This window comes from Saccharothrix sabaoui (genome assembly GCF_051756985.1).
Classification (GTDB): Bacteria; Actinomycetota; Actinomycetes; order Mycobacteriales; family Pseudonocardiaceae; genus Actinosynnema.
On the sequence record NZ_JBPKJK010000033.1, the window covers coordinates 57,114 to 69,192 of the forward strand.

General features: G+C 75.5%; 12 protein-coding genes. 8 read left to right on the plus strand and 4 right to left on the minus strand.

What is annotated here, in order from left to right:
* The first annotated feature begins 104 nt into the window (after positions 1-104).
* Positions 105-1,046, plus strand: coding sequence for a GntR family transcriptional regulator (locus ACR807_RS13325; RefSeq protein ID WP_438921587.1), 942 nt, complete (start codon positions 105-107; stop codon positions 1,044-1,046).
* An 18-nt stretch (positions 1,047-1,064) separates the two neighbouring features.
* Here ACR807_RS13325 and ACR807_RS13330 read toward each other — a convergent pair whose 3' ends face one another.
* Positions 1,065-2,081, minus strand: a complete 1,017-nt coding sequence (locus ACR807_RS13330; RefSeq protein WP_438921588.1) for an iron-siderophore ABC transporter substrate-binding protein — start codon at positions 2,079-2,081, stop codon at positions 1,065-1,067.
* A 73-nt stretch (positions 2,082-2,154) separates the two neighbouring features.
* Positions 2,155-3,498: a lysine N(6)-hydroxylase/L-ornithine N(5)-oxygenase family protein gene (locus ACR807_RS13335; protein WP_438921589.1), complete on the minus strand. Its 1,344-nt coding sequence runs from the start codon at positions 3,496-3,498 to the stop codon at positions 2,155-2,157.
* 185 nt (positions 3,499-3,683) lie between these two features.
* Between ACR807_RS13335 and ACR807_RS13340 the strand changes: the two genes are divergently transcribed.
* Both ACR807_RS13340 and ACR807_RS13345 read left to right on the plus strand, forming a co-directional pair.
* Entirely contained in the window at positions 3,684-5,309 is a 1,626-nt protein-coding gene (locus tag ACR807_RS13340; protein ID WP_438921590.1) for an ABC transporter ATP-binding protein, read from the plus strand.
* Entirely contained in the window at positions 5,306-7,042 is a 1,737-nt protein-coding gene (locus ACR807_RS13345; RefSeq protein WP_438921591.1) for an ABC transporter ATP-binding protein, read from the plus strand. Before ACR807_RS13340 ends, ACR807_RS13345 begins: the two co-directional genes overlap by 4 nt.
* 6 nt (positions 7,043-7,048) lie before the next feature.
* Here the strand turns inward: ACR807_RS13345 and ACR807_RS13350 are convergent, their stop codons facing one another.
* Together ACR807_RS13350 and ACR807_RS13355 are read right to left on the minus strand one after the other, a co-directional pair.
* Positions 7,049-7,570: a DUF1622 domain-containing protein gene (locus ACR807_RS13350; protein ID WP_438921592.1), complete on the minus strand. Its 522-nt coding sequence runs from the start codon at positions 7,568-7,570 to the stop codon at positions 7,049-7,051.
* Positions 7,571-7,644: 74 nt separating this feature from the next.
* Positions 7,645-8,631 carry a LacI family DNA-binding transcriptional regulator gene (locus tag ACR807_RS13355; RefSeq protein WP_438921593.1) on the minus strand — a complete coding sequence of 329 codons (987 nt, stop codon included), beginning with the start codon at positions 8,629-8,631 and terminating at the stop codon, positions 7,645-7,647.
* A gap of 125 nt (positions 8,632-8,756) precedes the next feature.
* Between ACR807_RS13355 and ACR807_RS13360 the strand changes: the two genes are divergently transcribed.
* The 5 genes from ACR807_RS13360 to ACR807_RS13380 all read left to right on the plus strand — a co-directional run bounded on the left by ACR807_RS13360 (position 8,757) and on the right by ACR807_RS13380 (position 12,060).
* On the plus strand, positions 8,757-9,296 hold the full coding sequence (locus ACR807_RS13360) for an MOSC domain-containing protein (RefSeq protein WP_438921594.1): 540 nt from the start codon (positions 8,757-8,759) through the stop codon (positions 9,294-9,296).
* Positions 9,297-9,346: 50 nt separating this feature from the next.
* Positions 9,347-10,063, plus strand: a complete 717-nt coding sequence (locus ACR807_RS13365) for an SDR family NAD(P)-dependent oxidoreductase (RefSeq protein ID WP_438921595.1) — start codon at positions 9,347-9,349, stop codon at positions 10,061-10,063.
* A 149-nt stretch (positions 10,064-10,212) separates the two neighbouring features.
* Positions 10,213-10,968 (plus strand): hypothetical protein, encoded by a 756-nt coding sequence (locus ACR807_RS13370; RefSeq protein ID WP_438921596.1) that lies wholly within the window; start codon positions 10,213-10,215, stop codon positions 10,966-10,968.
* Positions 10,955-11,392: a phage holin family protein gene (locus tag ACR807_RS13375; RefSeq protein ID WP_438921597.1), complete on the plus strand. Its 438-nt coding sequence runs from the start codon at positions 10,955-10,957 to the stop codon at positions 11,390-11,392. The genes ACR807_RS13370 and ACR807_RS13375 overlap by 14 nt, the downstream gene beginning before the upstream one ends.
* Positions 11,368-12,060: a DUF3618 domain-containing protein gene (locus ACR807_RS13380; RefSeq protein WP_438921598.1), complete on the plus strand. Its 693-nt coding sequence runs from the start codon at positions 11,368-11,370 to the stop codon at positions 12,058-12,060. The genes ACR807_RS13375 and ACR807_RS13380 overlap by 25 nt, the downstream gene beginning before the upstream one ends.
* Positions 12,061-12,079: the final 19 nt, after the last annotated feature.

Below are 12,079 nucleotides of genomic sequence, written 5' to 3' on the forward strand. Positions count from 1 at the left end.
CCGCACCGGTTGCCGCGTACGCCGCACACGGTGGCACCAGCTGCGAAGACGTGCCAAAACTGGGCTAGTACAGTCCACGCTCTGCACTAGTACAGGGGGATGGCGTGAAGTACTCGGGGATCGCGGCCGAGCTGCGGCGGCGGATCGAGGCGGGCGGGCTGCCGCCGGGGGCGAGGGTGCCGTCGACGCGGCAGGTCGCGGCCGAGTTCGGCGTGGCCGCCGCCACCGCCGCCAGGGCGCTGGCGGAGCTGGCGCGGCAGGGCGTGGTGCGGGCCGAACCGCGCTCGGGCACGGTGGTGGCGGGCCCGGCGCGGGCCGCCGCACCCCCGCGCACCGCACAGGCACGAGCGACGCGGGCACGCACCGCGCCGGCGCGCGAGCTGACCACCGACCGGGTCGTGCGCGCCGCCGTCGCCATCGCCGACGCCGAGGGGCTGGCCGCGCTGTCCATGCGCGGCGTCGCGGCCCGGCTCGGCGTGGCGGCGATGACGCCCTACCGGTACGTCACGGGCAAGGACGAGCTGGTCCTGCTCATGGCCGACGCCGCGTACGGCGAGCGCGGCTACCCGGCCGACCCGCCGGCCGACTGGCGCGCCCGGCTGGAGCTGGCCGGCCGCACGCTGTGGTCGCTGCACCGGCGGCACCCGTGGCTCGCCTCGATCGGGCCGATCACCCGCCCGCTGCCGCTGCCGAACCTGATGGTGCACGCCGAGTTCGTGCTCGCCGCGCTCGACACCTTCGACCTGGACGTGCACGCGATGTTCGACCTGCACGTGCTGCTGTTCAGCTACGTCCAGGGCATCGCGGTGCACCTGGAGCGCGAGCAGCAGGCGCGCGGCGAGTCCGGGGTCGACCACGAGGAGTGGGTCGAGTCCCGGATGCCGGCGCTGACCGCCATCCGGGACACCGGCGGGCACCCGACGTTCGCCCGGGTGCTGACCACCCTGGCCGACGTCGGGTACGACCTCGTGCTGGACGACCTGTTCGAGCTGGGCTGGGCGTCCCTGCTGGACGGCCTCGCCCTCAGGTACGGGCGCGGGCAGTAAGGCCGAGCGGGCGGGTCGCTAGTCCCCGATCGCCTCCAGCAGCGGTACCACCTGCTCGACGGCGTAGGGCGCGCTCAGCACGGTGTTGAACGACATGGCCGCGCCGATCGGCGGGTCCGTGTAGGTGAGGAACAGGTCGCGCCCCTCCGCCGCCACGCCCAGTCGCCGGTAGGCGGGCGCGGACTCGACGCGGTCCCACGCGGAGCGGTCGGACATCAGCCACACCAGGCGGTCGGCGTCGAGCAGGCCGAGCCGGTCCTCGCTCAGCTCGGCCACGTTGTTGTCGTCCGCCAGCGCGCCGACCCCGCCGGAGGGCGTGAAGCCCAGCTCAGCCAGGAAGGCGGTCTTCGGGTCGGTCGGCGCGAACGCGGAGTACACGCCGGGCGCGAAGCTGTCGGCCACGACCACCGTCTTGCCCGCCCACCCGGGGTGCGCGGCCCGGACCTCGGCGAACCGCGCCTCGACGCCGTCGACCAGCGCCCGCGCCGCCGCCTCCTTGCCCAGCGCGCGGCCGATGTGCAGGGTCTGCTCGCGCCACGGCACGCCGTAGTCCGGGAACCCCGCGGGCTGGGCGACGACCGGTGCGATCTCCGACAGCGCGTCGTACTGCTCCCGCCTCATGCCGGAGTACGCGGCGACGATCAGGTCGGGGTCGAGCGAGGCGACCTTCTCCAGGTCGTACCCGTCGCGCTCGCCGACGACCTCGGGCCGGGTGCCGCCCCACAGCGGCTCCGTCCACGGCCAGCTGCCGTAGGGGCGCTCCTTGAACCAGTCCACGACGCCGACCGGCTTGACGCCCAGGGCCAGCACGGGTTCCTGGTCGGACAGGCCGAGCGTGACGACCCTCTCCGGCGCCGCCCCGATCGCGGTCGTGCCGTACTTGTGCTCGACCGACACCGGGAACGCGCCGCGCGCGGCGGGGGCGGGCGGGCCGGTGGTGCTCGCGGCGGCGTCCTCGTCGTCACCGCCCCCGCAGGCTGCGAGCGCCAGCGCGGCGGCCGAGAGAACCGCGACGAGCGTGGACCTGGTGGACATCGGGACCCCTCCGAGGAGCGCGGCGGAACGCACGGCGGTGCGGTTCGGGCGACCTGCCGAACTCCCCGGGACGTTAGCTCACGGGCGAGGCGCTCACCGCGTACCGGGGCTGCGCGGGGACCGGCGCCGCGCCCGCCACCAGCCCTTTCCGGTCGAGCACCGACTGGAGGATCTCGCCGACCCGCACGGAGGTGTTGGACAGCAGCGACGAGGAGATGCCGTGCGTGTGCTCGGTGCCGCCCTGGAGGTACAGGCCCGCGAGGACGTCGTCGTCGGTGTCCAGGCGGTAGTCGCGGCCGACGACGAGCCGGCCGCCCGCGTCCCGGGCGCAGCGGGCCGCGAGGTCGCCGAGCAGCGCGGTGGGGTCGGCCTCGCGGTAGCCGGTGGCGTAGACCACCACGTCGGCGTCGAGCACCTCCCGCTCGCCGGTGGACAGCGACTCGACGGTGACGCGCAGCCCGTCCCGGCCGTCGTCCAGCTCGGCCACCCGGGACAGGTTGAGCAGCCGCAGGCGTTGCGCGCCCAGCACCTTCTCCCGGTAGACCCGGCGGTACAGCTCGGCGATCAGGTCGTTGTCGACGACCGCGTAGTTGGTGTTGGCGTGGTAGTCCATGAGCCGGCGCTTGACGTGGTCGGGCGCGCCGAAGTAGTCGTCCACCGCGCCCGGGTCGAAGATCCGGTTGGCGAACGGGCTGTCGTCGGCCGGGCTGTAGCCGTAGCGCGCGAACACCGCGCACACCTCGGCGTTCGGGAAGTGCTCGTGCAGGAACGCGGTGACCTCGGCCCCGCTCTGCCCGGCGCCGACCACGACCAGCCGCTCCGGGTCGGTCAGCGAGCGCACGCGGTGCAGGAAGTCGCGGTTGTGCCAGACCCGGTCGGACGGCAGCACGCCGTCCGGCAGGCTGGCCGTCAGGCCGGTGGCCAGCACCAGGTTGCGGGCGCGCAGCACCTCCACCGCGCCCGAGGGGGTGCGGGAGGCGACGTCGAAGTGCGTGGTGACGCCGTCCTCGACGACGGGGCGCACCTCGACCACGTCGTGCCCGTAGGACACCAGGTCGTCGACGCGCGCGGCGGCCCACTCGAAGTAGTCGTGGAACTCCACCCGCAGCGGGAACATGTTCTTGTGGTTGATGAAGTCGACCAGCCGGCCCTTGGCGTGCAGGTAGCTCAGGAAGGTGAAGGTGCTGTTGGGGTTGCGCAGCGTCACCAGGTCCTTGAGGAACGACACCTGCATGGTGGCGTCGTCGATCAGCATCCCCCGGTGCCACCCGAACGTCGCCTGGCGCTCCACGAAGTGGGCGGTCACCACGTCTTCGGCCGCCGCGGCGGCGTTGTGCTCCGTGATGGCGATGGCGAGGGCCAGGTTGGAGGGCCCGAAGCCGACGCCGAGGACGTCGAAGACCGGTGGCTGTGGCATGGCTGTCCCATCGGTGCGACAACAGGGAAGATCGAACTTTGGTTACCCTAACCTAAGTTGACGCCCAGCGGGAGTGATCCAGCCCTCCTCCTTGCGTTAGGGTAGCCTCACCTGATCTTTCGCGGAAGGCGGGCATCGGGGTGAATGCGGTTCTCCGGGAAGCCGTGGTCGGCCAGTGGAGACCGGTGACCCTGGCCTCCGTGCTCGGCGCGGCCCACCAAGCGGGCGAGGCCGCGGTGCCGCTGCTCATCGGCGTGGTGATCGACGAGGCCGTGCGCACCGGCGCGGGCGGGCGGCTCGCGTGGTGGATCGGCGTGCTCGCGGTCGTGTTCGCCGTGCTGTCGCTGAGCTTCCGGTTCTCCCTGCGGTGCGGCGAGCGGGCCGCCAACCTGGCCGCGCACGACGTGCGCACCCGCCTGGCCGCGCGCGTGCTGTCCCCGGACGGCGGGGGCGGGCACGGCCGGCTGTCCGGCGAACTAGCCGCCATCGCCACCGGCGACGCCCAGCGCGTCGGGCAGGTCACCCTCGCGCTGTCCACCGCGGTCGCCGCCGTTGTCGGGCTGCTGGTGGGCGCGGTCGCGCTGCTCCGGGTCTCCGTCGCGCTCGGCCTGCTGGTCCTGGTGGCCGCGCCCGTGCTGCTGCTGTGCGCGCACCTGCTGGGCAAACCGCTCGAACGGCGCAGCGACGCCGAGCAGGACCGGGCCGCGCTGGCCTCCGGCGTGGCCGCCGACCTGGTGGCCGGGCTGCGCGCCCTCAAGGGCATCGGCGCGGAGGCCGCCGCGGCCCGGCGGTACCGGGTGACGAGCCGGTCGTCCGCGGCGGCGGCGATCCGGGCCGCCCGGTCCCGCGCCTGGCTCGACGGTTCGATGATCGCCATGACCGGCGTGTTCCTGGCCGTCGTCGCCCTGGTCGGCGGTCGCCTGGCCGCGTCCGGCGCCATCACCGCGGGCGAGCTGGTCGCCGCGGTCGGCCTGGCCCAGTTCCTGCTGTGGCCGCTCGCGGTCTTCTCGTGGGTCAACGGGCTGTTCGCCCAGGGCCGCGCGTCGGCCGCCCGGGTCGCCGAGGTGCTCGCCGCTCCCCCGGCCGTGCCGCCGGGCCCCGCCTCCCCCGACCGGGTCGCGGACCGGGTCGCCGGCCGGGTCGAGCTGGTCGACGTGGTGTCGGGGACGCTGCGCGGCGTCACGCTGTCGGTCGAGCCGGGCGAGCTGCTCGGCGTGGTGGCGCGGGACGCGGCGGACGCGGTGTCGCTGCTGGCCGTGCTGGCGCGCGACGTGGACCCGGTGTCGGGCTCGGCGGCGCTGGACGGCGTCCCGCTGCCCTCGCTGGGCGGTGCGGCGCTGCGGTCGGCGCTGCTGGTGGCCGCGCACGACGCCGACCTGTTCGAGGGGACGGTGCGGGAGAACATCGCGGCCGGCGGCGGGCGCGTGGCCGAGGCGGTGGCGGCGGCCGGGGTGGACGACGTCGCGCGCGCCCTGCCCGACGGCCTGGACACGCCGGTGTCCGAGCGCGGCCGGTCGCTGTCCGGCGGGCAGCGGCAGCGGGTCGCGCTGGCGCGGGCGCTCGCCGCCGACCCGCCGGTGCTGGTGGTGCACGACCCGACGACCGCCGTGGACGCGGTGACCGAGGTGGCGCTGGCCGACGGGATCAGGCGGGTCCGGGCGGGCCGCACGACGGTCGTGGTGGCGACCGGCCCCGCCCTGCTGGCCGCGGCCGACCGGGTGGTGTTCCTGGCGGGCGGCGAGGTCGTCGCCTCCGGCGCGCACGCCGACCTGCTGGCGCGCCAGGACTACCGCCCGGTGGTGCTCGGGTGAGGGGCCCCGCGCGCGACCTGCTGGCGACCGCGTCGGGCCGGCGCACCCGGGCCGCGGTCGGCGAACTCCTGCGGCCCCGGCGCGGCCTGGCGTGGGCGGCGTTCCTGGTGCTGTTCGCGGGCACCGCGGTCGGCCTGCTCACCGCGCCCGTCCTCGGCCGGGTCGTGGACGTCGTGGGCACCGGCTCCACCGACATCACCCCGCTCGTCGTGGTGCTCGCCCTGGTGGCCGCGGTGCAGGGCGCGTCGACCGCGGTCGGCACGGCGCTGGTCGCGCGGCTGGGCGAGGGCGCGCTGGCCGACCTGCGCGAGCGGTTCGTCGACCGCGCCCTGCACCTGCCGCTGGAGCGGGTCGAGGAGGCGGGCGCGGGCGACCTGACCTCGCGGGTGACCCGGGACGTGCAGGTCGTCGCCGACGCGGTGCGCACCGCGCTGCCGACCGTGGCGCGGTCGGCGCTGACCATCGCGCTGACCGTCGTCGGCATCGCCGTGCTCGACTGGCGGTTCCTCCTCCCCGTGCTGCTCGCGCTGCCGGTCCACGTGCACACCGTGCGCTGGTACGGCGGGCGGGCCGTGCGGGTGTACGCGGCGCAGCGGGTCGCGGTCGGCGCGCAGCAGCAGCAACTGCTGGACTCGATCGGCGGTGCGGCGACCGTGCGGGCGTTCGGGCTGACCGACGAGCACGTGGCCCGCGTCGACGCGCGGTCGCGCGAGGCGGTGGACCTGGCGCTGCGCGGCACCGGGCTGCTGACGTCGTTCTTCGGGCGGCTCAACCTGGCCGAGTTCATCGGCCTCGCCGGGGTGCTGGTGACCGGTTTCCTGCTGGTCGGCGACGGTTCCGCGTCGGTCGGCACGGCCACCGCCGCTGCCCTGTACCTGCACGGCCTGTTCAACCCGGTCAACGCCGCGCTGGCGCTGGCCGACGACGCGCAGGCCGCGACCGCGTCGCTGTCCCGGCTGGTGGGCGTCGCGGACGAGGCCGTGCCGCCGACCGGGGGCCGGGTGCGGCCGGCGGACGGCGCGGTGAAGCTGGCCGGGGTCGGCCACTCCTACGTGCCCGGCCACCCCGTGCTGCGGGACGTGGACCTGGAGCTGGCCGCCGGGGAGCGGGTGGCGCTGGTCGGCGCGTCGGGCGCGGGCAAGACGACGCTCGCCAAGATCGTCGCGGGCGTGCACGAGCCCACCACCGGCGTCGTCGCGATCGGCGGCGTCGACCTCGGTTCGGCGGTCCGCTCGGTCGCCCTGGTCACCCAGGAGGTGCACGTGTTCGCCGGTCCGCTGGTCGACGACCTGCGCCTGGCCCGGCCGTCGGCCGGTGACGACGAGATCGCCGACGCCCTGGCGCGGGTGGGCGCGCTCGGCTGGGCCACCGCCCTGCCGGACGGCCTGGCCACCGTCGTCGGCGAGGGCGGGCACCGGCTCACCGTGGTGCGGGCGCAGCAGCTCGCGCTGGCGAGGCTCGTCCTGGCCGACCCGCCGGTGGCGGTCCTCGACGAGGCGACGGCGGACGCGGGCAGCGCGGGCGCGCGGGAGCTGGAGGCCGCCGCGGAGCGCGCGCTGGAGGGCCGCACGGCGCTGCTCGTGGCGCACCGCCTGACCCAGGCGGTGACGGCGGACCGGGTGGTCGTGCTGGAGGCCGGCCGGGTCGTGGAGACGGGGACGCACGACGAGCTGCTCGCGGCGGGCGGGCGCTACGCCGAGCTGTGGGCGGCCTGGTCGGGCGCGAGGTCCTGACCCGCGTCAGGCGCGCGGCGGCGGGATGTCGTGCGCCGCGGACCCGTCGTCACGCGGTCCGGGCCCGTCGTCACGCGGCCCGGGGCCGTCGTCACGCGGCCCGGGGCCGTCGTCACGCGGTCCGGGCCTGTCCTCGCGCGTCGCGGACCCGCCACGCCTCACGGGCTCGTCGTCGCGGGTGCCGGCGGCCCCGACCTGCGCCTGCTCCTCGGCGATCTCCTTGTTGAGGAAGTAGTTCAGCACCGTGCGGATGGCCGCGATGGCGGCGAGCTGACCGATGTCCTCGAAGCTCGGCGACACCGCCGTGCGCAGGATGTCGCCCGCCAGCTGGAACTCCAGCCCCAGCACCAGGAACCTGCCCAGGGACAGCCTGATCGGCGTGAACACCGACGTGTTGCGGTGCCGCGCGCCCTCCACGACCATCCGGGCCAGCGCCCACAGCGCGCCCACCGCGATGATCCCGGCGCCCGCCGCCTCGATCACGCGGACCAGCACGCCGATGACCTCGCGGAGCGTCTCCTCGTCCACGGCCCACCTCCACGGGGGTCCTTACCCGTGGTCGGCCGGCGGCGAAACCCCGAGCCGCCCCCGGCCGGTGACGCTCAGCCGGAGCGGCGGGCGACCAGCTCCGTGGGCAGCACCACGGGTTCGGCGGCCGGCGCGGCGCCCTCCAGGCGGGACAGCAGGAGGCGCGCCGCGGCCTCGCCCATCTCCCTCATCGGCTGGCGGACGGTCGTCAGCTCGGCGTGGCCCGCGATGGGTATGTCGTCGAAGCCCACCACCGCCACGTCGCCGGGCACGGTGCGGCCGGCCGCGTTCAGGGCGCGGATCACGCCGAGGGCCGACAGGTCGTTGTGCGCGAACACGGCGTCGAACGGCAGGCCCGTCGCCATCAGCTTCTCCGCCGCCACCGCGCCGCGGTCGGTGGAGAAGTCGCCCTCCACCACCAGCCTCGGGTCCACGTGGTGGCCCGCGTCGCCCAGCGCGTCGAGGAAGCCGTCGAGCCGTTCCCGCACGCAGCCGAAGTTCGAGGGACCCGTCACGACCGCGCAGTGCCGCCGCCCGGCCGCCACGAGGTGCAGCGCCGCCGCACGCGCCCCCTCGCGGTTGGTGGTGGTCACCGACGGGAACCCGGGCCGGCTGCCCCGGTCGTCGATCATCACCACCGGCAGGCCCTGGTCGTGCAGGGTCTCGATGTAGCTCAACGTGTCCGGCGGCTCGATCACCAGCAGCCCGTCGAACGCCTTGGCCGACACGTGGCTCGCGAACTGCGCCAGCGACTCCGCGCCCCGGTTGACGGTGTAGAGCAGCAGGCCGTAGCCCTCGGCCTCCAGCTCGTCCACCGCGCCCTGCACGACCTCGCCGGTCCACGGCCAGGTCAGCGACGGCACGAGCATCCCGACGGTGCGGGCCCGGCCGCGCGCCAGCCCGACGGCCCGCGCGCTGGGCACGTACCCGACGTCCGCGATCACCTGCCGCACGCGCGCCGCGGTGGCCGCGTCCACGTCCGGTTTGCCGTTGAGGACCCGGGACACCGTCGCCTTGCTGACCTGTGCGCGCTGCGCGACTTCGGCGATCGTGACCCGCACGGTGCCCCTCCTCGTCGAGGTGATCGGAACCGGTACCGAAACCGGTTACGGGGACGAAGTCAACCGCTGTCCGCACGCAGCGTCAAGGGTTCGTCACCGGCCCCGCCGTCGGTGGTGTCGCGGGCGTGGGGACTGTCACGGCCGTCAGCCGCAGCGGGGGGTACACGTTCACGAAGCCCAACCGGCGGTCCGTCACCCTGGTCGCCGGCCTCGGGGTCGAGGGCGACGTGCACAGCGGCACCACGGTCAAGCACCGCTCCCGCGTGCGGCGCGACCCGACGCGGCCGAACCTGCGCCAGGTGCACCTGATGCACGCCGAGCTGCACGACGAGCTGACCGGGCTGGGCTTCGACGTGGCCGCCGGGCAGCTCGGCGAGAACGTGACCACCCGGGGCGTCGACCTGCTCGGCCTGCCGACGGGCACGCGCCTGCGCCTGGGCCCGGACGCGGTGGTCGAGGTGACCGGGCTGCGCAACCCGTGCCCGCAGATCGAGGCGTTCCGCGAGGGCCTGCTCAAGCAGGTCGTGTTCCGCGACGGGAACGGCGGCGCGGTGCGCCGGGCGGGCGTCATGTCGGTCGTCCTGGTCGGCGGCGAGGTCCGCCCCGGTGACGCGGTCGAGGTCGAGCTGCCCGCCGGGCCGCGCACCCCGCTCCGGGTCGTCTGACGCGGTCCGGCGCCCGCGCCGGGCCGGCCCCGGCGCTACCGTCCGCCCCCATGGGACTGCTGGACGGGATGGTCGCCCTGGTCACGGGCGGCAGCGGGCACGTGGGGCGCGGGGTGGTGCGGCGGTTCGCGGCGGCCGGCGCGTCGGTGGTGGTGCACGGGCTCGGCGGGGACGTGGGCGGCGGGGTGCTCGGCGTCCGGGGCGACCTGCGCGACGAGGGTGAGTGCCGGGCGGTGGTGCGCGCGGCGTTCGGGTGGGGCGGGCGGTTGGACGCCCTGGTCAACTGCGCCGGCGTGCAGCCGGTGCGGGAGCTGGCCGGGATGTCCGCCGACGAGTGGCGCTCGGTCGTGGACGCGAACCTGACCAGCGCGTTCTCCTGCACCCAGGCGGCGGTGGAGGTGATGGGCGCGGGCGGGTCGGTCACGCACGTCGCCTCCGTCGAGGGCTCGCACCCGGCGCGCGGGCACGCGCACTACAGCGCGTCGAAAGCCGGGTTGATCATGCATGCCCGGTCGGCCGCGCTGGAGTACGGGGAGCGCGGGATCAGGGTCAACACCGTCTCCCCGGGACTGGTCGGGCGGCCCGGGATCGAGGACGCGTGGCCCGACGGGGTCCGGCGGTGGACGGCGGCGGCCCCGCTGACGCGCCTGGGCACGCCCGAGGACGTCGGTGACGCGTGCGTGTTCCTCGCCTCGCCGATGGCGTCGTGGATCACCGGGCACGACCTCGTGGTGGACGGCGGGGTGGGCGCTCGTCCCACCTGGTGACCACAAAACGTGACGAAGGTTCATTCCAAGCCAAGTTTCACGGTCGGGCGACCCCCGAATGGCGGTGTCTGTCACGAAGAAGGTGATTGGGCCGCGCTCAGGGGGGTAGCTCCCATGGCGAGAAGCACGCCGACCGTGAGGAGTCAGTCGTGGCCGAGAACCAGGCGGGTGCGGTCCGCGAGACCGCCCGCGAGGAAGGCACCGCCGTGGCGCAGCACGCCGGGCAGGCCGCCGGGGAGGTGGCGTCCACCGCGCGCGAGCAGGCGGGCCACGTCGCCCAGGAGGCGAAGACCCAGGCCAAGAACGTCGCGCACGACGTGCGGCAGCGCATCGCCGGCGAGGCCGACAACCAGGCGCAGCGGGTGTCGCAGCAGATCAACCGCATCGCCGACGAGCTGACCTCGATGGCGGACGGCTCGGGCCCGGACTCGATGTCGGCGGGCGCGCTGCGCCAGGTCGCCGACACCGGCCGGCAGGCGGCCCGGTTCCTCGACGAGCGGGGCGCGCGCGGCCTGCTGGACGGCGCGCAGGACTTCGCCCGCCGCAAGCCGGGCACGTTCCTGATCGGCGCCGCCGTGGCCGGGTTCCTGGTCGCGCGGGTCGCCAAGAGCGCGAGCGCCGCCTCGAACGAGCCCCAGCGGGGCGTCCAGGCCGGTGGTGAGCACGTGAGCGGGCAGCTCCCGCAGCACGCCGCCCCGGAGCCCCGGTACCCGCAGCAGCGGCAGGAGTCCCCCCAGTGGGCCACCCAGCAGCCGCCCGTCGCGCCCGGGATGCCCGCGACGCCCACCACCCCCGTGACGCCCGCGACGCCGCAGTTCGGCGCGCCCGAGCCGGAGCACGGCTCGCTGGCGCCGCAGGTCCCGGGCACGGTGCGACCCGGGGGGACGCCGTATGTCCAGCGCTGAGACAGGGGTGCCCTACCCCCGCACCGACGTCGGACCGGAACCGCAGGACACCGCGTCGCTCGGGCAGCTGGTGGGTGAGCTGACCGAGGACCTGTCGCGCCTGATGCGGCAGGAGCTGGAGCTGGCCAAGGCCGAGATCCGGCAGGAGGCGTCCAAGGCGGGCAAGGCCGCCGGGATGCTGGGCGCGGCCGGGTTCGCGGGCTACATGACCGTGATCCTGCTGAGCTTCGCCCTCGTCTTCGCCCTGGGCGCGGTCATGCCGCTGGGCTGGGCCGCCCTGATCGTGGGCGCCCTGTGGGGCATCGGGGCGTTCGCCCTCTACTCCACGGGCCGCAAGCAGCTCAAGACCGTGTCGCCCAAGCCGGAGCGCACCATCGAAACCCTCAAGGAGGACGCGGAATGGGCCCGTCACCCGACCAAATAAGGCAGGACATCGACCGGACGCGCGCCGAGCTGGTCGCGGACGCCAACCGGATCGTCGACCACACGAGGCCGCGCAACATCGCGCAGCGCCGGGTCAACCGGGTCCGCGACGGCCTCACCACCCTGAGGGAGCGGGTCATGGGCACCATGCCGGACACCACGACGGTGCAGCACCACGCGTCGGCGGCGACCGACCGCGTGTCGGGCACCGCCTCGACCGTCGCCTCGACCGTGGGCGACAAGGCGCAGCAGGCCGCGCACGGCGTGGCCGACGTGGCGCAGCAGGCGTCGCAGGCCGTGCAGAACGCGCCGCAGCAGGCCCGTGCCCAGGCGCGCGGCAACCCGCTGGCGGCCGGCCTGATCGCGTTCGGCGCGGGCGCCCTGGTGGCCGCGATGATCCCGGCGACCCGGGCCGAGCAGGACGCCGTGCGGCAGCTCGGTGAGCGCGCCGGCGACGTGGTGGAGCCGGTGAAGGAAGCCCTCACCGAGTCCGCGCAGACCCTCAAGGAGCACGCGAGCAGCGCCGTCGGCGACGCCGCGGCCGAGGTGAAGCAGACCGCCCAGAACGCGGCGCAGACCACCGCGGAGCACGCCAAGGGCTCGGCCCAGGAGGTCGGCCAGCACGCCCGTGAGTCCGGTCAGCAGGTCAAGCAGGAAGCCCGCGGCTGACCGCGGGAACGGTGCTGGG

Bases quoted from the DNA above. Each gene is read 5' to 3' on its own strand.
- ACR807_RS13335 (WP_438921589.1), bottom strand. From the start codon at position 3,498: ATGCCACAGCCACCGGTCTTCGACGTCCTCGGCGTCGGCTTCGGGCCC.
- ACR807_RS13330 (WP_438921588.1), bottom strand. From the start codon at position 2,081: ATGTCCACCAGGTCCACGCTCGTCGCGGTTCTCTCGGCCGCCGCGCTG.
- ACR807_RS13380 (WP_438921598.1), top strand. From the start codon at position 11,368: ATGGGCCCGTCACCCGACCAAATAAGGCAGGACATCGACCGGACGCGC.
- ACR807_RS13375 (WP_438921597.1), top strand. From the start codon at position 10,955: ATGTCCAGCGCTGAGACAGGGGTGCCCTACCCCCGCACCGACGTCGGA.
- ACR807_RS13365 (WP_438921595.1), top strand. From the start codon at position 9,347: ATGGGACTGCTGGACGGGATGGTCGCCCTGGTCACGGGCGGCAGCGGG.